Here is a 21,918-nt window from a genome sequence, read left to right as displayed (position 1 = left end):
TTTCTATATATCTTAACGCTTGCTCTAACGAGAACGAATCATGTCACGTTCTGCATACTTATAAAGCAGTAGTCCCAAAAAATTCACCACAAACATCCATTTCAAAAAGTACCCCATATCAATATGATATACTGGATAGTTAGGGGCAAAAGCATGCCTGATCAGCTCGATATTATGAATAAAAGGATTATAAAGCAGGTAGCTAAAATATGGCTCTGGAATGATGTGAATCGGGTAAATAATGCCAGAAGCAAAGTACAAGATGGTAAATATAATGGTAATCACCTTGCTAATCTCACCACCATAATAACCAACAACCATCATAATCAAAGCCACACCAAAGCTAAAGATAAATAGCGTGATCCAGCAAAATAGCACGATATGTAGACTCTCTAAGCTGGCATAGATATTAAAAAAAGCCAAACCTAACAGCAATAAGATCGAAGTAAAGAAATAAATAATCAGCTCTAAAAATGAGCGCGCAATAATCACATCAATATGTTTGATAGATCTATACATCAATAAGCCTTTATTGGCTTCTACCGCTCCCAATGCTCTCGTCGCTATCCTTTGAAACATGCGAAAAGGTACCATGCCCGCGACTAAAAACAGGGAAAAGTCCATTCCTGGAACCAAGCGCTCACGAATAGCCCCAAAAATAACCAAAAAGATAAGCACTTGAAACAAGACTTCAAGTGGTGCCCATAGATAGCCCAGACGATAGCCACCAAAGCGCGTCTGTAGCTCACGCATCAGCAACGCATGAAATGCCGCACCCATGACTTTAAGGCCACTACGGTGCTTGATGGGACGATAAGGAGGCAATTGTACAGACATGGCGTTACAGGACTTTACCGAAAACAGCCCCTATGATAAGTAAGCAGGACATAAGTTACAAGAATTAATCTGTGAGTAAACCGATAAACCAATGATATAGCAAGAAATCCGTAAGCTTAATGGCTGTTTTATAAGCGGCTTCATGATAAAAAGCCCTCAGCCTGATAGATTTTTTAAATTATTTTAGGCAAAAAAAAACCAATCATGAAAGATTGGCTTTTTAAAACTGATTAGGTTTTATGATATATGGTGGCGATGGAGAGACTTGAACTCTCGACCTCACGATTATGAGTCGTGCGCTCTAACCAGCTGAGCTACATCGCCATTTAAGGCTCGGTATAATACCTATAGAGGTGGGTATCGTCAACCCCTAATTGGCTTTTTTTGCAAAAAAAATGAATTTTATTCAAATTAAGCGCAAAAACATCACTGCTAACTATACAAACGAAGTGTAAAAACAATGCTTAAACACAACGCTTAAAAAACGAAGCATAAAAAAGTTGGTAGACCGATAAGCCGGGTTCTGTCGTGGACGATCATTCCTCTAGGCGCATCATCGCTGATACGCTCAAGCAACCTACCCGCATCGAACGCGGGCCGCGCCATGCCGATGCCTATTTGGTCTTGCTACGCGTGGAGTTTACCATGCCGTGCACCATTGCTGGCCACGCGGTGCGCTCTTACCGCACCCTTTCACCCTTACCTCGCTTACGCGGGGCGGTCTCCTCTCTGCTGCACTGGTCGTCAGGTTACCCTGCCCAGCCGTTAGCTGGCACGCTGCCCTATGTAGCCCGGACTTTCCTCCCCTGCGCATCTGTTGCCAGTGTGCAGCGGCGATCGCCTAGTCTACCAAGGGCGCTAGTATAGCAAACCCAAGGCTCATCTGGGAATATCTTTTGTGACTAATTTCGCCTCGTCAAATAATCGCTTGTAGCCGTCTCAGATAAAACCATTTGGCAAATAAAAATCTGGCAGAGTGTGGCGTTGCTTATCTTGCTTTATATAGGGCAGGGTCAGCCAGTACGTGGCCGGATAGTACTGCTGCAGATGGTGCTGTAAAAACGCCATGGTACTCGTCGCAATCTCAGTATCTGTCTGAGCTGCATTATCATGAATGGGATTATAAATCACGCTATGCAGCGTTAAACCGCGCGCCTTGATGGCCTCAAGACTAAGCAAAGTATGATTGATACTGCCAAGGCGACCTGAGGTCACCAAAACCACTGGATAGCCTTGGGTGGCAATATAATCTAGCGTCAGTAATTGCTCGGTTATGGGTACGAGCAAACCGCCTGCCCCTTCTAGCAACACCACATCGTAGTTTACTTGCAATTGCCGCGTCGCCTGAGTGATGACATCAGGGTCTAACACATCATCGGCTAGCTTGACCGCCAGATGCGGCGACGCAGGTTTTTTATAACGATAAGGGCATGTGGTGTGAGCGAGGTCACACGGCTGTAGCGGCACACCCATCAACTGGCGATGAGTGACAATGTCATCAGCAATATTCATCTCGTCACTGGCCAAATCAACCCCAACGCCCGTCTGTACCAGCTTTTGGGTGATGATATTTATGCCCTGCTGCATCAAGGCCTTAGCCAGCATGCCGGTGGCGTAAGTTTTGCCAATGTCGGTATCGATACCGGAGATAAACAGCACACTCATATAGTAGCTCTATTGGTGGCACAAGTTTGATTTAAATAAGAGGTAACGACAGTCAGTAGCGCTCGGCATAACGTCACCAGCTCATCATCCGTCATGACAAAGGGAGGCATGATATAGACCAATTTACCAAAGGGTCTAACCCAAATGCCATTTTTAATCAGTAAGGATTGAAAAACGGGCATATCGACCGCTTCATCCAATTCAATGACAGCGACCGCGCCCAAACAACGTACCTCTTTGACACCATCCAATGTCGCTGCAGGCGCAAGCTGCGACTCCATAACGGCTTGCATCTCTGCCGTACGCCTCTCGATATCGTAAGACAAAATCAAATCAATCGACGCACAAGCGACCGCGCAAGCCAGCGGATTACCCATAAAGGTAGGCCCATGCATCAGTGCAGGATAGTCGCTGTGATGAATGGTATCGGCAATATGGCGGGTGCATAAGGTGGCCGCAAAGGTCATATAGCCGCCCGTTAGCGCCTTACCCACGGTCATGATATCGGGGCTGATATCGGCATGCTCACAGGCAAACAGCTTACCACTACGGCCAAAGCCTGTGGCGATCTCATCGGTAATCAACAGCACATCATGCGCGTTACATAACTGCTGCAGTAATTGCAAATACTCCGGATTATAAAAGCGCATGCCGCCTGCGCCCTGAATGACAGGCTCGATAATGAATCCGGCAAGCTGAGCGCTATGTTTAGCAAAAAACTGGGTTAATTCATCGCGCACGTCTTGCGTTAATTTATGTTCAAATCCCATAAGCGGCGCAGAAACAAAATGCTGCACCGGCAGCTGCTTACCGTATAAGCTATGCATGCCATTGATAGGATCGCAGACGCTCATCGCATGCCAGGTATCGCCATAATAGCCTGAATGCGTCGAGGCAAACTGGCACTTTTTCGGACGCTTGGCAGCAATCTGATACTGTAGCGCCATCTTTAATGCCACTTCCACCGCGATACTACCACTATCAGCATAAAAAACAGCATCGAGGCCTGTTGGTACGATGGAGAGCAGTTTTTCACCCAAGTCTATCGCCGGCTGATGGGTCAAGCCCCCAAACATCACATGCGCCATTTTGCCGAGCTGATGAGTCATTGCCGCATTGAGCACCGGATGGTTATAGCCATGCACGCTTGCCCACCATGACGACATGCCATCTATGAGGCGCGTGCCATCTTGAGTGACGATATAGATACCTTCGGCATGGTCAATAATGATATTTGGATAAGTGGGCGGCAAGCTGGCATAGGGATGCCACAAGTGCTGGTGGTCGAAGTCGCTGGTAGGCATACTCATCGTCCGCTCGCAAACGAAAAGTATGTATGTTGAAAAAAGTGTATGGGCAATTGAATATCCGTATTCATCATATTATTCCTAGGCTTTGTTGGGCAGTAGCATCTCAGCGCATTATTGACCAGTGATACGCTTGTATTTGGCCAATAAATCGCTTTCGGTTTCGACATGATCGGGGTCTTTTGGAATACAGTCGACAGGACAGATGACCACGCACTGCGGCTCATCGAAGTGACCGACACACTCTGTACACAGGTCAGGGTCGATCACATATATATCATCGCCCTCAGAGATGGCTTCGTTTGGACAAGCAGGCTCGCAGACATCACAGTTGATGCATTCGTCAGTGATTAACAATGCCATAAACTGCTCCTTATGTATGACTAATAACAAGCGCGGCAGATTACTCTGGCGAGTTTGGTGAAGGATAAAATAACTGTCAGCAGATAAACGGTGACGGCTAGTTAAGCGTGAGCTTTTTGGCAAAAGCTTGCGAGACACAAGGCGGCACAAATTTATTGACATCGCCGCCAAGCTTGGCAATCTCACGAATCATCGTCGATGAGATAAACGAGTAGTTTTGCGATGGCGTCAAAAACACCGCCTCAAAATTTTCATCGAGCTCGCGGTTCATATTGGCCAGCTGAAACTCATACTCAAAATCCGACATCGCACGCAGGCCACGCAAGACGGCAGTGGCACCTTGCAGGCGCATAAAATCCACAAGCAGACCTTCAAAACCCACCACCGACACTTGCGGCAAATCTGCAAACACCGTCTCGACCAAGGCCACCCGCTCCTCAAAACTAAACAGCGGTTTTTTGTGGTGCCCTGATGCCACGGCAATGACCACCTCATCAAACAATTTGGTCGCGCGCGTCACCAAATCGACATGGCCATTGGTAATGGGGTCAAAGGTGCCAGGGTATAAAATCTTGGTCTGAAGCTTTGAAGCATGGGCGACATTTGCTGAATTCATAGCAGTGCTAATCTGGTCGTTAATGATACTGCACATGCTAGCAAATTTTGCCTACATTTAATACTTATCTGCTACATTTGTCCTAACAGCCGATTTACCTTTTGCCCCTTTGCTTTGCTACAATAAGCGCTTCGACTCATCTCACATAGTAGGCCCGCCGATGGTCTTGGATGAGGAATGGTAAGACAAGGATGCAGTACACTGACATCCTGATGGAGAGTTTATGTCAAAAAAAGCAAAAAAACCAGACAATCAAATCTGCGCCAATAAAAAAGCGCGGCACGAGTATTTTATCGAAGAAACCTTTGAGGCAGGCTTGTCATTGCAAGGCTGGGAAGTCAAGGCCATTCGTGCAGGTAAAATGTCCATCACCGAGGCTTATATTACCTTTCGTAATGGTGAGGCTTTCTTGTTTGGTGCTCATATCCAGCCCCTGCTATCTAGCTCGACGCACATTAGCCCTGATAGCATCCGTACCCGTAAGCTGCTGCTCAACCGCCGCGAGATCGACAAATTATATGGCGCGGTCAATCAAAAAGGCTATGCTTGTGTGCCGCTGTCTTGCTACTGGAAGCGCTCGATGGTCAAGTGTCAGATCGCCCTTGCCGTCGGTAAAAAGCAACACGATAAACGTAAAACCCTGAAAGACCGTGACTGGGAGCGCGATAAGCAGCGCGGCTTTAAGCAGCATTTGGATTAAATGCTCTGGCAAGCTCTGCTCCTATCGAGCTGATAAACAGGACGATTTACCACCGCGTAAATCGTCCTGTTTTATTATAAATATCACCCCAGCGTACGTACATGCGTTAAGCGGCAGCTTTTGTACCTAACGTCTCGTTTTTAGCACCGCGCAGCTGACGGATACCATGGAGCAGTAAACACACAATACCGAGCCAGATCAGCCCATAGCTATATATCATCGCCGACTCAAATGGATTGCCCAAGACCGTGATTGCCAAAATAAACAGCAACGCAGGCTCCAGATAGCTCATCATGCCATAGACATTGACAGGCAGGACAATCGGTGCCAACAGCACTGTCATTTTTCGCCGCAAAACCTCTATTGGCAGTAGCAAAGTATTGGATAAACAAGGTAGGATATCTACAGAAAACCACCGTCACCTCCCCACAACAATATCGCAAACAAGGAAGTGCGACCATGACCCCATCAAAATCCTCACTCTCTCATAAGCTGCAAACTCATAAACTGCAAAGCATGAGCGCGGCCGTATATCTAAACGTATACCTAAACAGGTATCTAAAAGCCAGCTGGATAGGGCTATCGCTTGCAGCGCTACTCGCCAGCTCAGGCTGTGCTACCAGCGCACTGCTAGAAAATGATCGTCATGTCAGCAGCCAAACCAGCAAAGAGATATTGTCCGAAGATCAGATCGTCGCTTTTGGTCGCCCAGCTCAAGCGTTACCCAAAACGCCCAATGCTACCATGGTCATCGTCGGCGAAAAAAACAGCTATGTGTTGACGCAGGGCGGGACAGAGATGATCAGCTTACTGAGCACCCTGACACCCAAAAACATCCACGTCGATAATGACATGAGCTTTTATGTACCCGATAACGCTGGCGTTTTTCAAGGAGAGATGAAGCTGTCTTATGCCAAATTAAAAGACGAGTTTCAGCGCTCAGACTATCAGTTCTTTTTGCAAAATAATGGCCGTGACTGCACCACCACTAGCGACCAGCGCATCGATGCACAGCGCTTTTGCTTTAGCGTTCCTGTCAAAGGCGCTATCTATCCGCAAGTCAGCAATTTACGTTTGATTCAGTCTAATTACCGCTCACTGACCAAACCTTATACCGTCAGCTTTTATACACAAACAGAGCCCGAGCAGGTCACTCGCCGCGGCCCTAATAGCGCCCAAAAACTGGTGTTACTGCCTTTTGCCTTAGCATTTGATGTGGTGACTTTTCCACTGCAAGTATTGGGCGATTAGCTTGTGTCTTTGACTAAAGCAGTCATGATTTTAAAAACATGGTACAAGCCAGCGGTTTGGTGTCCGCCTTTACGCTCAATATTCTCTTACGCTATCAATAACTTACCCTTCACTCATTAAAACGGCTTTATGACATCCTGAAGACAATTCATGTTAAAATGAGCGTTTTTTAATAAGCCGTTATTATTATTGATAAATAACGGCTTATTTTTTAGTGTCACTTTTTATTTAACAGGTCCGCCCATGTCTGCCGATACCATCGCCCGCACCGCCTTTAAACAAGGCATCAAACCGCTTTATGATTATGACAAACACTGGGCGAGCTGCTACGAGCCTGCGCCCTATCTACCGATGAGCCGTGCTGAGATGGACGCGCTTGGCTGGGATGCCTGTGATGTCATTATCATCTCAGGCGACGCTTATGTCGATCACCCAAGCTTTGGTATGGCGATTATCGGTCGCTTATTAGAAGCGCAGGGCTTTCGCGTCGGTATCATCGCCCAGCCTGACTGGAAGAGCAAAGACGCTTTTATGGCACTTGGCAAGCCGGTCTATGCGTACGGCGTGACCGCAGGCAATATGGACAGTATGATCAACCGCTATACCGCCGATCGCAAGATTCGTAGCGATGATGCGTACTCGCCGGGCAACGTGGCAAACAAACGCCCCGACCGCGCCGCGATCGTCTATAGCCAGCGCTGCCGTGAGGCCTATCCCGATGTGCCAATTATCCTCGGCGGTATCGAGGGCAGCCTTCGCCGTATCGCCCACTACGACTACTGGTCAGATAAAGTGCGCCGTAGCGTCTTGCTCGACGCCCGCGCTGATGTATTACTGTACGGCAATGCCGAGCGCGCCATCGTCGATGTGGTACATGGTCTGTCTAAAGGCTATACGTTTGAGCAGATGAGTAAGCTGCGAGGCACAGCGTACCTACTCTCGCCGAGTCGTCGCCATTGGCAAGCGGATATGACTGAGGTCGCCAGCAACGATGTCGATACCATCGGCCGCGTCGATCCAATCATCAACCCGTACGTGATGACCGAGGACGTTGATAGCTGTAAAATCGAACAAGAAAAACCATCGGACTCGCCAGTTGGGCAAGCCATAACAGGAATGTCTGCCCAATATGCTGGCTTCGTCGCCGAGCCCGTCACCAACAAAGTCTTAAATGCTGATCAAGTCGATACCGACACGCAAGTGGTACAGATGCGCGGGTTTGATAAAATAAAAACAAACAAGCCGATGACCGCGCGGAAGCATAAGCTAAAAATGCCGCCACGTGATAAGACAGTGATTCGCCTGCCTGACTATGAGCACGTCAAATCAGACCCTGTGCTCTACGCGCATGCCAACCGCATCCTGCATTTAGAGACCAATCCCGGTAACGCTCGGGCGCTGGTGCAACGACACAACAGCGGCGGTGGTAACTCACACAGTGCCATCGATGTATGGCTAAACCCGCCACCGATTCCGCTGTCCACCGAAGAGATGGATTATGTGTTTGACCTGCCTTATGCCCGCTTGCCGCATCCGAGCTATGGTGACGCACGCATCCCAGCTTATGACATGATTAAGTTTTCGGTCAATATCATGCGCGGCTGCTTTGGTGGTTGTACGTTTTGCTCTATCACTGAGCACGAAGGCCGCATCATTCAAAACCGCTCAGAGGACTCCATCCTACGTGAAGTCGAAGCCATCCGCGATACTGCGCCTAACTTCACAGGTGTCATCTCCGATCTTGGTGGCCCTACTGCCAACATGTACCGCCTCAACTGCAAAGATGAGACCATTGAGAAAAACTGCCGCAAGCCGTCTTGTGTCTATCCTGATGTCTGTGAAAACCTCATTACCGATCACAGCAACCTCACCCAGCTATATCGTAAAGCCCGTGATATCAAAGGTGTAAAAAAAATCCTAATCGCCTCAGGCTTGCGTTATGACTTGGCGGTCAAAGACCCTGAGTATGTCAAAGAGCTGGTCAGCCATCATGTCGGCGGCTATCTAAAAATCGCCCCAGAGCATTCAGAAGAAGGCGTACTGTCCAAGATGATGAAACCTGGCATGGGCAGCTATGACGAATTTAAAGCCATGTTTGAGCGCTTCAGCGCCGAGGCTGGCAAAGAGCAGTATCTGATTCCTTACTTTATCGCCGCTCACCCTGGCACCAAAGATGAGGACATGATGAACCTTGCGCTGTGGCTAAAGCGTAACGGCTACCGCGCCGACCAAGTGCAGGCGTTTTATCCTAGCCCCATGGCGACCGCGACCACCATGTACCATACCCACAAAGACCCGCTACACAAGGTCAGCCGTGAGGGTGGTGATATGGACATCGTCAAATCAGGCAAGCAGCGCAAATTGCACAAAGCCTTTCTTCGCTACCATGACCCAAAAAACTGGGCACTACTGCGTAAAGCGCTACAAGACATGGGCCGCAGCGACTTGATCGGTAAAAATCGCGGCTGCCTGATACCGCCATATAACGCCCATCTAGAAGGCCGTGATGCGGTGCAAGACAGCTACCAGTCTGCACGCAAAAAGAACAGCCGCGTCGGCAACGATTCGCTCAAACGCAGCAACCGCGCCTCTGAGCGCCCAACGACCAATAAAGCTGGGAACAAAAATAGCAAAAAGCGCGTCAGTAAAGGCAACTTTCAGACGCAGCATACTGGCCTGCCGCCGCGCAAGACTAAATAGTCTTGGCTATGGTTAGAGTGACTATCCCAAGCGCTGTTTAAGCAAAACGCCTATCGACCAACGGTCGGCAGGCGTTTTTTGGTGATTGTAGGGTGTTATATCAAATTAACTATCAAATGTGGCACTGGCGGCGAGCTGGCTATCACTAACGACTGTCCCGTAGCGTTACATTAATCAGTGTTTACGTAACTTAATGAACATGTAACAAACAATTTCTAACACTCATCAAAGTCAGTTTTCGTTACCATAGGCACTATATACTTATGCCTATGTTTAATGCATTTTTGGCTTAATGCATTGTTAATAATAAATACATGATAATTTTTATAAACGTCTTAAGACCTCTTATAATTTTGTTAAATATTTGGAGAATACTATGAACACCCTAACCAAAATCGCCACTGCCTTACCTGCCCTTGCATTGCTAAGCGCTTGTGCCACGACCGCACCGACCACGTCAAACGCTACAAACACGCCAGCATCAGAGAGTGTCACGGATGCCGCTTACGACCGTATGGCACCAGCACCTTATACCTGTACTGATGACAGCCAAATCATGGCAAAACAGTCTATCAATAAAAAACAAGTCATGCTAAGCGCCACCATGCCTAAAGTAAAATGGGCAGAGCAGCCAATTATCCTAAACGGCGGCGTACAAGGTGACGTAGCCAGCTATATCAATGACTCAAACCCAGAAGCAGTCTATGCTTGGCATATGAAAGGCGACAAAGGTATCTTTGCTATCAAATGGGCAAACGGTAAAGAATATCAAGTAAACTGCCAGATCGGTAGATAATGTTTAAGGTTTAGTCGTTAACCTTTTACGTTTAGACGACAGAAAGTCAAAAAGCCAAACCAATAAAGTACGTCAAAAGCAGTCATCAAAAGATGGCTGTTTTTTTATGCGTGTTAATAGTCTCTGTCAGTGCCATGGTTGAAGGTTCAACACGCCCTAATCAAACAACGAAAATAGCGCAGGTAATATCGAGGTATTAGAAAATGTGGAGGACACACCCTAGAGAAGCCAAGCAAAAGCTGGCAAAATAGCACAACGGGTAATCATAACGACCAATCATAACGAGCAATAACAAAGAGGATACATCGATGGGAATGCGCTTAACGAGTATATTACTAATGGCTACTGCTGGTTGGGCGCTAGTAGGTTGTGACCAGCCAACTGAGGTGGCCGAACCTGAGACTGAGCAAGCAGCAGTGTCAAGCGATGGCACTGCACAAACCTCAGCGCCTGCCGCCTACACCATCGATTGGTCGTCGGTCGCGAGCGGCGAAAAGCCTGCTGAGCGCAGTACCTATGAGTACCCCTTTGCCATCGATAGCCAAAACGTCCTCGATTATGCCGAGTATTTTGATATGGATACTGCTACTGCCCAGCACAACCTCACGGTGAGCATGGCGAGCAACGAAGCACTTTCAAAAGTGCTAGATCAGCTGAGCGAGCGCTATACCTCACACGAGATTATCGATAGTGAAGAGATAAAACTTGTCATTCATACCACGCCTGACGTGGCGGCCAGCCGTTATGATTATGTATTGACGGATGACTTTGCAAAAGGGTTGGTCTTGCCTATCGTCATTCAGCCAGATGGTAAAAAAAGTGAGGCAAAGGCGCATGGGGAAATGGCGGAGTAGAAGTTAATAGCGTGTGTTTTGAGTCTTATCACACACGCTACGAAGAAATATTAAGTCTGACGATATGGGTTGTTTGAAAGTTCAATTTTAACTTCGGTGTCACAAAGTGACTTTGCTAAGTAGGGCTGAAATTGACCAGCAGCAGGAGCGATATATATTTTATCTAAGTTATCTTTTACATTTATTTCATAATTAACATATAGAAACCTCCCAAAATTCATTTGTACTTTTGGGTCTTTAAGCGATGTTATGTATATCATTCGACATTCCTGCTCTTCCTGAAAGGCTGAATGCTTTATAATATAATTTAAAGGCAGCAATATATCTTCGACTAGCTCTAAATTTTCTATATAATCTTCCCTAAAGTTTCTCTTTGTATTTTTATAACATTTTCTTAATGATTCTAATAACTTCGAAATTTTATCATTTTTATCATCAATTATCTTTTTATACTCTACCCACTTTTGTTCAGGACTATCTTCTTCTTCAAATTCACGATAAAAAGTAATTCGACTGCGATGGGCTATCTGAACAAACCCAGATTTCGGATCTATATAAATACATCTTATAGCTTTAAACCTACTAATTTCACTATCTATATCCTTGGTACTGAAATTCTCTTCTTTATTATTAATTTGAGAAGATAATATTTCCTCGTAACTTAAATCTTCCTCAGTTTGAAAAAATCTTTTGGAAAAGACTAAACTAAGACCTGAAGCTTCCTTATTATCTGTTTTTCCATATAATCTAAATTGATTGAGGCTATCGTGATTAAAAGTAAAACAGCCAATAAAGGCATGCAAATTATCATCTAATTTTAAATTGTAAGGAGATTCTTGGTCGTAATTACTTAAATACCTACGCAAAACCTGTCCTTCACTTGGGTCATTAACGTTACTAATCGTATTTAACCGAAAGCTGCTTGGTGAAGTTTCTTCAAGGCTATCATTCATTAACTTATTACAAGTATCCATACTTGTATAATGTGCTAACTTTCGTTCTAATGACTTCAAATTATTTACTTTAGTGTCAAACTCGATTTTCAGCAAAGTTATGATGTCTCTTGTATAGCAAAATAGCTCAGTCAATTTTACTCCAAAGCTTAACGTATCCTCGTTCATCAATAATCTACAAATGCTTATGAAACATAAAGACTCATAAGGAATTCCTTTCTTTGACAATTGAAAATAGTTTTCTGCTTCTTCATATTCTTCTAATTCAAAATACAATTTTCCCAACAAATAATCTGCTTTGATACGTATATCATCTTCTGTTTTCTCACTAAGGCTACTTAATACAGTAATTGCTTCTTTATATTCATTAAATTTATACGCTTTTATATTAGCTATATTTAAAACTGCTAAATTATAAAAACTTAAGGAATCATCTTTATTTATTTTATTAAGATACTCTAACGCCATCATATAATTATCTTTTTTTGTTTCATATACTTTAGCTATATGGTATTGAGCAGCCGCAAAGCCTTCTTTAGCATCTTCTATTCTTATGTTGCCCCATAATTTCAAAGCATCTTCAAAATTATTATAAATATAATTAAGTATAATTCCTTTTTGATAAGAAGCCGCTGCAAAATATAGTTTGCTATATTTTTTATCTATCTCTTCAAAACTATCTATTGCCCGCTGATACAAGTTTTTCTTTTTATACTCTAAGCCAATATTAAACTTTGCTTTAGCATATAATTCTGCGCTATCAGCTAATTTTATACTATTCCAATAATTAACAGCCTTTTTATTATATTTATTTCTTAATAACAACCCTCCAATTACAGTCTGTGCTTGAGCATAATTTTCACCGCTAGAATTTTCGCGTGTAACTTGCAATAGTTCTTCTATTTGTTCTATATCAGTGTTACTTAATTTTAGTTTTTTAAAATCATCCATATTCATACCCTACTCCCCAACCATCGCCAAAAATGCTGCCTCATCTACTATCTGTACGCCAAGCTTTTCTGCTTTGGTTAGTTTAGAGCCAGCTTTATCACCTGCCAGTAGCGCGGTGGTCTTGGCTGAGATACTACCGGATACTTTGGCACCGAGCGCTTGCAGTTTGGCTTTGGCTTCATCACGTGCCATGCTATCGAGCGCACCGGTGATGACCCACGTCTGCCCATCGAGTGGTAGCCCTTCTGCTGCGAGCTGCTCGACTTTGTCCCAATGCACGCCCGCCTCGCGTAGCGCGGTGATGACCTCGATATTGTGCGGTGCGCGGAAAAACTCATAAATCAGCTCGGCGGTGATCGCACCGACATCAGGTGTTTGTAGCAATGTCTCGATATCCGCTGCCATCAAACTATCAAGCTCGCCAAACTGCAGGGCGAGGTTTTGCGCGGTCGTCTCACCCACGCCGCGAATACCCAGCGCGTAGATAAAACGTGCAAGTGTCGTCTGCTTGCTGGCATCGATAGCACTGATGAGGTTTTGTACCGACTTTTCGCCCAGTTTCTCAAAAGTGATCAACTCGTCGGTATGGTTGTGTAAGTCATAGATATCAGCGACGGTTTTGATAAGGCCATGCTCAAAAAAACTCATCAGCCAGCGCTCGCCCAGCCCATCGATATCCATCGCCCGCCGTGAGACAAAGTGGATAAGCGCCTCGACTTGCTGCGCAGGACAAAACAAACCGCCGCTACAGCGCGCCAAAGCTTCACCCTCTGGCAGCACCACAGGCGAGTCACACACGGGGCAAGCCGATGGTAGCTCGACTGGCTTTGCGTCCTCTGGACGCTGGTCGTGCCAGACACGCGTGACTTTGGGGATGACGTCGCCGGCACGATGCACACTGACCATATCGCCTGCGCGCACATCCAAGCGCTGAATTTCGCCAAAGTTATGCAAGGTGACATTGCTGACCGTCACGCCGCCGACTTGCACCGGCTCAAGCTTACCCACAGGGGTGATCTGCCCGGTGCGCCCCACTTGCCATTCGATATCGTTTAAGCGCGTCATCACCGTCTCGGCAGGGAATTTGTAGGCCGTCGCCCAGCGCGGCTCACGCGACAAAAACCCAAGCTGCTGCTGCAATGCCAAACGGTTGACCTTAATCACTGTGCCATCAATTTCAAACGGTAGCGCGTCACGGCTCTTGATCACCGATTCATAGTAGGCTTGCGCTTCGCGTGGATTCTGTACTACCTCGACGGCACTCACGGTAAAGCCAAGCTCTTTTAACCAAGCAAGTGCATCGGACTGGGTTTCAATCGCCGCCGGCAGACCTTGATTGACCGAATACGCATAAAACGCCAACGGGCGGCTGGCGGCGATAGCAGGGTCGAGTTGGCGCAGGCTACCGGCGGCAGCATTGCGCGGGTTGGCAAAGGTTTTGTCGCCGCTTTCTTCTGCCAAACGGTTTAAACGTAAAAACCCCGCCTTTGGCATCAGCACCTCGCCGCGCACTTCTAATAGCGGGATGTCTTTTGCCTCACAAAGATACAGCGGCAAATTCCGAATGGTTTTGGCGTTTTGGGTGATGTCCTCGCCTGTCTGCCCATCACCGCGCGTCACCGCTTGCACAAATTGCCCAGACTCGTATTTGAGTGACACCGCTAGGCCATCTAGCTTTAGCTCCATCTCGTACTCAGGGTTTTGCTGGGCATCGCTCAGGCGATCATTGACGCGGCGCATAAAGCCGTGCAGCTCGTCATAATCAAAGACGTTGCCAAGCGATAGCATAGGGATGTCATGGGTCACCTGCGTAAACGCCGACAGCGGTATGTCGCCGACTTGGTTGATGGGGCTATCGGACTGCACCAAATCTGGATATTCTTTTTCGATCTCAAGCAATGCGCGGCGCAACTGATCGTATTCGCTATCGTCCAAAATAGGATTGTCGAGTACATAATAGGCATAATTGTGTTTTTTGATGGCGGCAATCAGCGTGCGCATCTGTGCCACGATGTCATCAGGTGTGGCGGGTTGTTGGGTTTTTTGTGCCGTGGCAGGCGATAAGTGCAGGTCGGTCATAGTCAGCGTCTTGATTATTCTAGATGCTGATATCATAACAAGTTTGGCTAATATTGTGATAAACCGCTCATAAAAAAAGCAAAAAACATCACACTATCATGATGTTTTTTGCCTTTTGGTTTTGCCTTTAATTTCTATTGATTTATTTAGCGCTGGCGCTTAGGCTTCATAGTCACGGACTTGGTTGCGTAGCTGCTGCTTGTATTCGGGCGTGATCGGTTCGTTATTTTCATCAAGTAAGATGGCGTCCAAATCGCTTGCCATCATATAAGCGATGCTCATCATACTATCAAAGCTGCGCAGCGCTTGCGGATGTGGCAATGACAAAAACACCACCACACCGTTATAGACATTGGTCGCGACGCTATGCGGATCAAAAGGGGCGATACCGCTTTCGGTGATACCCATCATACTAAACCATAGCATGCCTGTGCCGTCTTTTTTTTCATAGCGGTGAAACATGTTCATCGCCCCATAGCGCAGGCCATATTTGTCAATCAGTGCCAGCAAATCACGGCCACGAATAATCGCCGTTGGGCGATCACGATACTGGGTTGGTAAAATAGTGATATTGATATTGTCTTGGGCGTTGATAAGCGGCGCGTTTTGCGCTTCATCGACCGGCTCTGAGAGGTGCTGATCTAGTATGGGGCTGTTGCTATCAAAGCTTGGCTCTTCTGCCGTATCAATCGACGGCATCAAGCTATCAGTCGCCGATACCAAACTTGAGAACGCATCGAGCTCTTGCTCACTGTCCATCTGCGCCGCTGTGTCCGCAAACTCTGCATCATCACGGCGCAGCTCGGCTTCTTGCCAGCGCATATAGTCTTCATCATTGCTATCAGGCGTATCATTGGCCGAGCTTTGCGCCGTGGCTGACGGGGTCGCAGCATTGTGAGGCGCAGCCACAGGCTCTTGCTCAACCACCGTATCTAAGTAACTGCGATCAGGGCCGATACTGGTCTCGCCGGCGACAGTATCTTCTAAATCTGGCTGGTCGACGATGCTGCGCTCGTGACGCGGTATGATCGGGATGCCGTTTTTGTCATAATTGACGACAGGAGCGTCAGCGCTGCTACGACGCTTAAAGCTACGAATGACCATATACAGTCCTGCGAGCACGATAAACGCAGCAATGGCAATCAAGATAAACTGAATAGCGGTCATGAGAGATACATCCTAATATATGACAAAAGGGAATACACAAGAAACAATAAATGGCAATAGTCTAGCATGGCTTATGAATATCGTCATCATATAGTCATCGTTTATCATCAGCCTGACACAGTTGTGTGACGTTGCTGGCGTGCTATTTACTATACCATTGCTCGCCGCTTGCTGTTATTACTATTTTATTGCTCCGTGATTTGTTTTGTCTAGCGCCTGTCCTCATGCTCCTTATTATTCACTAATATAGCGCGCCGCCTCATCGAGCGAGACGCTTACCAAACGAGAAACCCCAGCGCTTGGCATGGTGATGCCTTTGAGCTCATCGGCGATCTGCATGGCCAGCTTATTATGACTGATAAAGATAAACTGCAAGTCATCTGCCAGCTCATGAATGAGGCTAGTAAAACGCCCGACATTAGCATCATCGAGCGGCGCATCGACCTCGTCAAGCACACAAAACGGCGCAGGATGCTGCTTAAAAATGGCAAAAATAAGACTGAGCGCTGTTAGGGTTTTTTCGCCGCCTGAGAGTACCGCAAGGCGGCTATTACGCTTGCCTTTTGGCTGCGCCATCAAGGTCAGCCCTGCCCGCCACTGCTCTGATTTGGGCGTGTTTGCTGGTAGATCCTCTAAGTTTAAAGTCAAGCTTGCCTGACCGCCGCCAAAGACTTTGGCAAACAAATTGGCAAGCTCGGTATTCACCGCCTCTAAGGTCTCGATAAACAAGGTCTTGGTGGTCTCGTCGATAGCGGCTATCGCCTCGCTCAATGTCTCCATACTGGCGGTGATGTCAGTGGTCTGCTGCGCGAGCGGTTCTAGGCGTTCATTGACCTCAGCCAGCTCTGCCACGGCGGCCAGATTGACCGCGCCAATCTTGCTGATTTGCTGCTCAAGCTTGGCTTTTTCGCGCTCAAGCTCGGCGATTTTATCAGGGCGCACGCGGCGATCATGGGCGATAAAATCCGCCAACAAGCCCGAGACACTCATCAATTGCGCGGTGTCACCCTGTTCGCTGGTACGGTGATACTCGGCCATGGCTTCTTCAGCATAGCGACTCGCCCCATCTAAACGCGCGGCGCTCAATGCCAGCTCAGTGGCAAGTGCGGCCTGCTCGCTTTGCTGCGTCTGTAGCGTCTGCTGTAGCGCGTCTAAAGTCGCCTGCTGCTGATTGTAGGTCTCTTTTAGCGCGGTCAATGCCGCCGCGCGCTCTGCCAAGAGCGCCTGCTGCTCATCGCGCGTTTGTTGCAGTGCCTGCAAGGCGGTCTGCAGCGCTGGCAGTTTGTTTTGCTGCTGCTCATGCTGCGTTTTTAGGCTTTTCTCGTTTTGTTGCGCCTTATCATATTGCGCATTTGCGCGTTTTAGGCTACTGCTACTGTGCTCAAGGCGCATCTGGCTTTGTTGTACACGCAGCTGCAGAGCTTGCCAAGCGTCGTCATCTGCTTGCTGACGGCGCTGCTGCTCACGGCGCTCAGCTTGCAATTGCTGCATAGTCGCCTGCGCCTCAGTGATTTGCGGCGCAAGGGCTGCCAGCTCGCTTGCGATATGCTGCTGCTCATGCGCAAGCGCCTGCTGCTCGTGCGCCAGTTCCTGCTGCTCTTGCTCAAGGGCTGCTTTGTCGGCAGTTAGGCGCTGGCTATCTGCTTGCAGGCGCTCAGCGGCAGCGCGCTGGGTTGTCAGCTGCTCCTGATATTTATATTTATCACGCGTCAGCTGCTCAGCTTGCGCCCGCGCCTCCTCTAAGCCAATCGCCAACGCATCATAGCTTCGCTGATTATTAGCAATGGCTTTGCGCTGCTCTTCTATTTTACTCTCAAGTCCATCAAGTAGCTCTTCTAAGATCTGCAGACGCTCGCGCTGCTGTAAACGCTGCGTCAAAAATTGACTATTGCTGTCGTTTTGACCATCTTGCGCGCCAATAAGCTTGCCAAGATTTATCGTACCTTGACGACTGATAAGCCAGCCATCAGACGTTAGCAAAATCGCTGACGGTGGGAGAGCTTTTAATATATCTGCCAGCACATCGAGGATCTGATGACTGTTTGTTGTAAGGTCTGCGATATATAGATAGCACTGCTGCCAAAGCGCTAATTTAGGTGCAGCTACCAGCTGTGATAAAGGCAGTACTTTATCAGTCAAAGTATTTGGCAATGCGCCAACAAATGGCTTTTCGTTTACATCATTTTCCTTAGCAGATAGCCACAAGCTATGACCCGTTTCTATTGACGAATTGTCCTGTTTATTAGTCTGCGCGTTTTGCGTATTCTGATAAGTAAACAAATCCCTTAAGTTATACTCAAGCGCGTGCCATAAGCTATTCGCTTTTTGCACCTTGCCGTTAACTTTTTCATTACTTGCTTGTTTAGAAGCCAGCACATGACTATCAAGCCATAGTGCTAGCACCTTATCGAGCAGCTCAGCATGCTGCTTGCCGGCGGCGCTCAGCTCAATCTGCTCGCGCAAGGTGGTAATGGCTAAGTCGTTATCGTTATTTACTAGTTGATTTGCTAAATCAGTTGTTACTGCATCGGGGGTTTTGACCTTAGCAGCCTGCTGTGATTTTGGCTTGGGTGTTGGATGCAGTATCTGATGCAAGGTGTCGTATTCACTGGTCAACGCTGCATGACGTTTTTCTTCCTCGCTCAGCGCGCGCTGCTGCTTATATAACAGCTGCTGCAAGTCATGCGCGCGCGGCTGTAGCTCGGAGAGTCGCTCATCGACGCTATCTTGTTGGCGCTCAATCTGTTGTAGCTGTTTATTCAGCTCAGCAATGTGCGACGCTAAGGTCGGATTTTGTCCATCTGCGCTATGTATATTGGCCGCATTTACTTTGGCAGACAGTGACTGCTGTAGCTGCTGCCAGAGGTTTTGCCAGTTTTGCTGGCGACGCTGCCATTTTTCATGGCTTTGCTGCTGGCGTTTTTGTGCTTGGCTATTAATCGCTTGCTGCTGCTCTAGCACACGATGATTGTCTTGTAGCCGTGACAGCTGGTTTTGTGCGTCATGATAGGCGCGCTGTAGCGGCCGCTCGTCACGTTGATGCGTCTTGCGTTTACTCGCTATCTCATCGAGCTGCGGGCGCAATTTTTCTAGCACGTTTTGCTGCTCGGCTTGCTCGGTGGTGATGCGTTCAATCTCATTGACGGCCTGCTCGCGCTGCTGCGCCAAGCTGGTCATCTGCTGCACCAAACTGGCAAGCTGCGATTTGGCATCGTTTAGCGCGTGCTCGGCATTTTGATAATTGAGCTGCTGCTGATAATGGCGGCTTTGTGCATCGTCTTTGAGCCATTGCTCTTGATTGATATGGGCTGTCAGCTTATCTTGCTTGGCTTTTAGATCCTCATACTGTGCTTGCAGGCGAGCGGTTTCAGCACAGCTTTGCTCATGGGCGCGTTTTTGCTGCTGCTGGCTATGCTTGGCCTGATACAGCTGCTGAATGGCCAGTTGCTGCTTGATGTCCGCCAGTGTCAGTGCCAGCGCTTTATAACGCTCAGCGCTAGCGGCTTGCTTGGACAGGCGTTTTTGTTGGCTTGCCAGCTCGCTTTGCATGTCATGCAGACGCGCCAGATTATCTTGGGTTTTCTCAAGTTTTTTTTGTGTCTCTATTCTGCGTGCCTGATAGCGCGATACCCCAGCCGCCTCTTCGATAAACTCACGCAGCTGCATCGGGCTTGACTCGACAATACGCCCAATCATGCCCTGCTCAATGACTGCATAACTGCGTGCGCCAAGTCCAGTACCCAAAAACACATCAACCACATCACGGCGGCGCGCGCGCGTGCCATTGATAAAGTAATCCGAGCGTCCCTCTTTATTGACCTGACGGCGCACAGAGAGCTCATGGTACAGATTCAATTCATGGCGAATGCCAGTTTGCTCATCTTGAGTATGCTCAAAGGTCAGCTCGACACTGGCGACACTTTTGGCCGCTTTGTCTTGGGTACCGGCAAAGATAACATCGCTCATCGCCCCGCCGCGTAACTGCTTGGCGGAGGTCTCACCCAGCACCCAGCGAATGGCATCGATGACGTTGGATTTGCCGCAGCCGTTTGGCCCGACGATGGCGGTGATGCCATGACGAAAGGTAAAGGTCGTAGGATTGGCAAAGGATTTAAATCCTGCCAGCTTAAGAGATTTTAGACGCATGAAGGATCGACAAACTTAACAAAAACAGGCGGCTATTCTACCGCAAATGATGACGAGTTTTTAGACTTTGTACGGGATGCTATAATAAGGCTTAAAATAATAATGATTCCTCTAAACACTAAAAGTTAAGGGCATTAAAATGACTGATTATAATCCGCAAGAATTACAACAAAAATATGAGCAGTGGTGCAAGCTATACCGCCAGCAACTAGAGGCGCAAGAACAGTTCGCACAAGCAGCAGCGCTGCTAAATGACCTAAAGACCTACTATCTGGATCCACAGTGGATGAAAGATCGTGAAGCAGATCTGCCCATCGAGCACTCGGGTGAAGCACACTCTATCTTTAGCGAAGATGCGTTATGGAGTATGCTCACCGACCATGACGAGCTGGCCATAAAATGGATGCGCTTGGGCCTCGATGCGCTTGAAAAAAGATAAGTCATATCACCCCAATCGCACTCAGCAGCAACTGCCCGCCGGCAAACAATAACAACACGCCAAACGCGCGCTTAAGCGTGGCGGCTGGCAACACATGGGCAAGCTTAGCACCGACCTTTGCCATCATAAAGCTGGCGATGGATATGCATAAAAACCCTGTGATATGGACAAAACCGAGCGTACCCTCAGGCAAATTGACCACGTCTTGACCAAACCATGCAAATCCTACCGCGCCTGCCACCGCAATCGGTAAGCCACACGCGGCCGAGGTGCCAACCGCTTGCTTCATTGGCAGTCCTGCCCAGTTTAAAAACGGTACGGTCAAGCTACCACCGCCGATACCAAAGATAGAGGACGCCATACCAATCCCTGTGCCCGCGCCAAACTGCACGCCAGCGGGCGGCAAAGGCTTGCCGAGCTGCTCTTTGTTAGACAAAAACAGCATCTTTAGCGCGACCAATAACGCACCAACACCGATGATGGCTTGCAAGACTTTTCCATCGATCATATCGGCGATGCCGGCACCGACAAGGCCTCCGATGACCAAGCCCAGCGCCATCTTGCGCCAGACTTCCCAGCGCACACCGCCGCGTTTATTATGTGCTGTCAATGAGCTAATAGAGGTGACAATGATGGTCGCAAGCGAGGTACCGATCGCCAGATGGGTGATGACATCAGGCGAAAAATCATAGGCGGTAAATATCCATACCAAGGCGGGCACAATAATCATACCGCCGCCTACCCCAAACAAGCCTGCACTGACCCCAGCAAACGCCCCTGCAATCACAAACCACACATATAACATCATTAGCTCAGCCTTTTATTTTGGGGTTTTAGAGTTTTTGGGAGTATTTTTAGCGCATCTACGCATTTGTAGGTCGTAGGCACATCACGCAAGGAAAACTTATACTAGTAGCACGTTTAAATTTATATAACCGTTTTATTTGCAATTGACTATATATTCCATTTGCCAAACCTGCAGCCGATCTTTATGCTATTTGATTACCGCCACTAAGCCGCGTCACTATGATTATTCATGCTCGTTCGCGCTTATTCATACCAAGCCGTGACCCGCGCTCAGTATAGCAAAGATT

General features: G+C 47.7%; 17 protein-coding genes, 1 tRNA gene and 1 other RNA gene. 6 read left to right on the top strand and 13 right to left on the bottom strand.

Going from position 1 to position 21,918, the window contains the following annotated elements; translation table 11 throughout:
* Window positions 1–24 precede the first annotated feature (24 nt).
* The 7 genes from CAP50_RS02320 to coaD form a co-directional block, all read right to left on the bottom strand.
* Window positions 25–837 (bottom strand): ABC transporter permease, encoded by an 813-nt coding sequence (locus tag CAP50_RS02320; protein WP_100748901.1) that lies wholly within the window; start codon window positions 835–837, stop codon window positions 25–27.
* 247 nt (window positions 838–1,084) lie between these two features.
* Window positions 1,085–1,161: transfer RNA gene (locus tag CAP50_RS02315), tRNA-Met, on the bottom strand.
* Between the two features lie 172 nt (window positions 1,162–1,333).
* Window positions 1,334–1,690: RNase P RNA component class A (gene rnpB / locus CAP50_RS02310), an RNA gene on the bottom strand.
* Between the two features lie 86 nt (window positions 1,691–1,776).
* A complete protein-coding gene (gene bioD, locus CAP50_RS02305; protein WP_100748900.1) occupies window positions 1,777–2,502 on the bottom strand; it encodes a dethiobiotin synthase in 726 nt (241 codons plus the stop codon).
* The gene (bioA, locus tag CAP50_RS02300; protein WP_100748899.1) at window positions 2,499–3,812 is read right to left on the bottom strand and encodes an adenosylmethionine--8-amino-7-oxononanoate transaminase; all 1,314 of its coding nucleotides are present in this window, start codon (window positions 3,810–3,812) and stop codon (window positions 2,499–2,501) included. The genes bioD and bioA overlap by 4 nt, the downstream gene beginning before the upstream one ends.
* A gap of 111 nt (window positions 3,813–3,923) precedes the next feature.
* The gene (locus CAP50_RS02295; protein ID WP_100748898.1) at window positions 3,924–4,172 is read right to left on the bottom strand and encodes a YfhL family 4Fe-4S dicluster ferredoxin; all 249 of its coding nucleotides are present in this window, start codon (window positions 4,170–4,172) and stop codon (window positions 3,924–3,926) included.
* Between the two features lie 97 nt (window positions 4,173–4,269).
* Entirely contained in the window at window positions 4,270–4,788 is a 519-nt protein-coding gene (gene coaD, locus CAP50_RS02290; protein WP_075102063.1) for a pantetheine-phosphate adenylyltransferase, read from the bottom strand.
* A gap of 223 nt (window positions 4,789–5,011) precedes the next feature.
* On the opposite strand from coaD, the gene smpB reads away from it, so the two are divergent.
* A complete protein-coding gene (gene smpB / locus CAP50_RS02285) occupies window positions 5,012–5,488 on the top strand; it encodes an SsrA-binding protein SmpB (protein WP_075101997.1) in 477 nt (158 codons plus the stop codon).
* A gap of 106 nt (window positions 5,489–5,594) precedes the next feature.
* Here smpB and CAP50_RS02280 read toward each other — a convergent pair whose 3' ends face one another.
* Window positions 5,595–5,831 carry a hypothetical protein gene (locus CAP50_RS02280; protein ID WP_241900607.1) on the bottom strand — a complete coding sequence of 79 codons (237 nt, stop codon included), beginning with the start codon at window positions 5,829–5,831 and terminating at the stop codon, window positions 5,595–5,597.
* Between the two features lie 116 nt (window positions 5,832–5,947).
* Between CAP50_RS02280 and CAP50_RS02275 the strand changes: the two genes are divergently transcribed.
* The 4 genes from CAP50_RS02275 to CAP50_RS02260 all read left to right on the top strand — a co-directional run bounded on the left by CAP50_RS02275 (window position 5,948) and on the right by CAP50_RS02260 (window position 11,089).
* Window positions 5,948–6,739, top strand: a complete 792-nt coding sequence (locus tag CAP50_RS02275; RefSeq protein ID WP_241900606.1) for a hypothetical protein — start codon at window positions 5,948–5,950, stop codon at window positions 6,737–6,739.
* A 243-nt stretch (window positions 6,740–6,982) separates the two neighbouring features.
* Window positions 6,983–9,439 carry a YgiQ family radical SAM protein gene (locus CAP50_RS02270; protein ID WP_100748897.1) on the top strand — a complete coding sequence of 819 codons (2,457 nt, stop codon included), beginning with the start codon at window positions 6,983–6,985 and terminating at the stop codon, window positions 9,437–9,439.
* 376 nt (window positions 9,440–9,815) lie between these two features.
* On the top strand, window positions 9,816–10,235 hold the full coding sequence (locus CAP50_RS02265) for a hypothetical protein (RefSeq protein ID WP_100748896.1): 420 nt from the start codon (window positions 9,816–9,818) through the stop codon (window positions 10,233–10,235).
* Window positions 10,236–10,573: 338 nt separating this feature from the next.
* Window positions 10,574–11,089 carry a hypothetical protein gene (locus CAP50_RS02260; protein ID WP_241900605.1) on the top strand — a complete coding sequence of 172 codons (516 nt, stop codon included), beginning with the start codon at window positions 10,574–10,576 and terminating at the stop codon, window positions 11,087–11,089.
* A 50-nt stretch (window positions 11,090–11,139) separates the two neighbouring features.
* Here the strand turns inward: CAP50_RS02260 and CAP50_RS02255 are convergent, their stop codons facing one another.
* The 4 genes from CAP50_RS02255 to CAP50_RS02240 all read right to left on the bottom strand — a co-directional run bounded on the left by CAP50_RS02255 (window position 11,140) and on the right by CAP50_RS02240 (window position 20,385).
* Window positions 11,140–12,999: a tetratricopeptide repeat protein gene (locus tag CAP50_RS02255; RefSeq protein WP_100748894.1), complete on the bottom strand. Its 1,860-nt coding sequence runs from the start codon at window positions 12,997–12,999 to the stop codon at window positions 11,140–11,142.
* 3 nt (window positions 13,000–13,002) lie between these two features.
* Window positions 13,003–15,072 carry an NAD-dependent DNA ligase LigA gene (gene ligA / locus CAP50_RS02250; protein ID WP_100748893.1) on the bottom strand — a complete coding sequence of 690 codons (2,070 nt, stop codon included), beginning with the start codon at window positions 15,070–15,072 and terminating at the stop codon, window positions 13,003–13,005.
* 159 nt (window positions 15,073–15,231) lie between these two features.
* Window positions 15,232–16,239: a cell division protein ZipA C-terminal FtsZ-binding domain-containing protein gene (locus CAP50_RS02245; protein ID WP_100748892.1), complete on the bottom strand. Its 1,008-nt coding sequence runs from the start codon at window positions 16,237–16,239 to the stop codon at window positions 15,232–15,234.
* Window positions 16,240–16,473: 234 nt separating this feature from the next.
* Window positions 16,474–20,385, bottom strand: coding sequence for an AAA family ATPase (locus tag CAP50_RS02240; protein ID WP_100748891.1), 3,912 nt, complete (start codon window positions 20,383–20,385; stop codon window positions 16,474–16,476).
* Between the two features lie 139 nt (window positions 20,386–20,524).
* Between CAP50_RS02240 and CAP50_RS02235 the strand changes: the two genes are divergently transcribed.
* On the top strand, window positions 20,525–20,824 hold the full coding sequence (locus CAP50_RS02235) for a DUF4298 domain-containing protein (RefSeq protein WP_100748890.1): 300 nt from the start codon (window positions 20,525–20,527) through the stop codon (window positions 20,822–20,824).
* Window position 20,825: 1 nt separating this feature from the next.
* On the opposite strand, the gene CAP50_RS02230 is transcribed toward CAP50_RS02235, so the two are convergent.
* The gene (locus CAP50_RS02230; protein ID WP_172953046.1) at window positions 20,826–21,629 is read right to left on the bottom strand and encodes a sulfite exporter TauE/SafE family protein; all 804 of its coding nucleotides are present in this window, start codon (window positions 21,627–21,629) and stop codon (window positions 20,826–20,828) included.
* Window positions 21,630–21,918 lie beyond the last annotated feature (289 nt).

Origin of the sequence: Psychrobacter sp. L7 (assembly GCF_002810365.1) — a bacterium.
GTDB lineage: Bacteria > Pseudomonadota > Gammaproteobacteria > Pseudomonadales > Moraxellaceae > Psychrobacter > Psychrobacter celer.
Note: the sequence above shows the minus strand (reverse complement) of the source record. Positions and strands in the feature narration are given on the sequence as shown.

Excerpts from the sequence above, each read along its gene's own strand:
- CAP50_RS02260 (WP_241900605.1), top strand. The coding sequence starts at position 10,574 with ATGGCTACTGCTGGTTGGGCGCTAGTAGGTTGTGACCAGCCAACTGAG.
- CAP50_RS02270 (WP_100748897.1), top strand. The coding sequence starts at position 6,983 with ATGTCTGCCGATACCATCGCCCGCACCGCCTTTAAACAAGGCATCAAA.
- CAP50_RS02235 (WP_100748890.1), top strand. The coding sequence starts at position 20,525 with ATGACTGATTATAATCCGCAAGAATTACAACAAAAATATGAGCAGTGG.
- CAP50_RS02255 (WP_100748894.1), bottom strand. The coding sequence starts at position 12,999 with ATGAATATGGATGATTTTAAAAAACTAAAATTAAGTAACACTGATATA.
- CAP50_RS02295 (WP_100748898.1), bottom strand. The coding sequence starts at position 4,172 with ATGGCATTGTTAATCACTGACGAATGCATCAACTGTGATGTCTGCGAG.
- ligA (WP_100748893.1), bottom strand. The coding sequence starts at position 15,072 with ATGACCGACCTGCACTTATCGCCTGCCACGGCACAAAAAACCCAACAA.
- smpB (WP_075101997.1), top strand. The coding sequence starts at position 5,012 with ATGTCAAAAAAAGCAAAAAAACCAGACAATCAAATCTGCGCCAATAAA.
- bioA (WP_100748899.1), bottom strand. The coding sequence starts at position 3,812 with ATGAGTATGCCTACCAGCGACTTCGACCACCAGCACTTGTGGCATCCC.
- CAP50_RS02245 (WP_100748892.1), bottom strand. The coding sequence starts at position 16,239 with ATGACCGCTATTCAGTTTATCTTGATTGCCATTGCTGCGTTTATCGTG.
- CAP50_RS02240 (WP_100748891.1), bottom strand. The coding sequence starts at position 20,385 with ATGCGTCTAAAATCTCTTAAGCTGGCAGGATTTAAATCCTTTGCCAAT.
- CAP50_RS02275 (WP_241900606.1), top strand. The coding sequence starts at position 5,948 with ATGACCCCATCAAAATCCTCACTCTCTCATAAGCTGCAAACTCATAAA.
- bioD (WP_100748900.1), bottom strand. The coding sequence starts at position 2,502 with ATGAGTGTGCTGTTTATCTCCGGTATCGATACCGACATTGGCAAAACT.
- CAP50_RS02265 (WP_100748896.1), top strand. The coding sequence starts at position 9,816 with ATGAACACCCTAACCAAAATCGCCACTGCCTTACCTGCCCTTGCATTG.
- CAP50_RS02280 (WP_241900607.1), bottom strand. The coding sequence starts at position 5,831 with ATGACAGTGCTGTTGGCACCGATTGTCCTGCCTGTCAATGTCTATGGC.
- CAP50_RS02320 (WP_100748901.1), bottom strand. The coding sequence starts at position 837 with ATGTCTGTACAATTGCCTCCTTATCGTCCCATCAAGCACCGTAGTGGC.
- CAP50_RS02230 (WP_172953046.1), bottom strand. The coding sequence starts at position 21,629 with ATGTTATATGTGTGGTTTGTGATTGCAGGGGCGTTTGCTGGGGTCAGT.
- coaD (WP_075102063.1), bottom strand. The coding sequence starts at position 4,788 with ATGAATTCAGCAAATGTCGCCCATGCTTCAAAGCTTCAGACCAAGATT.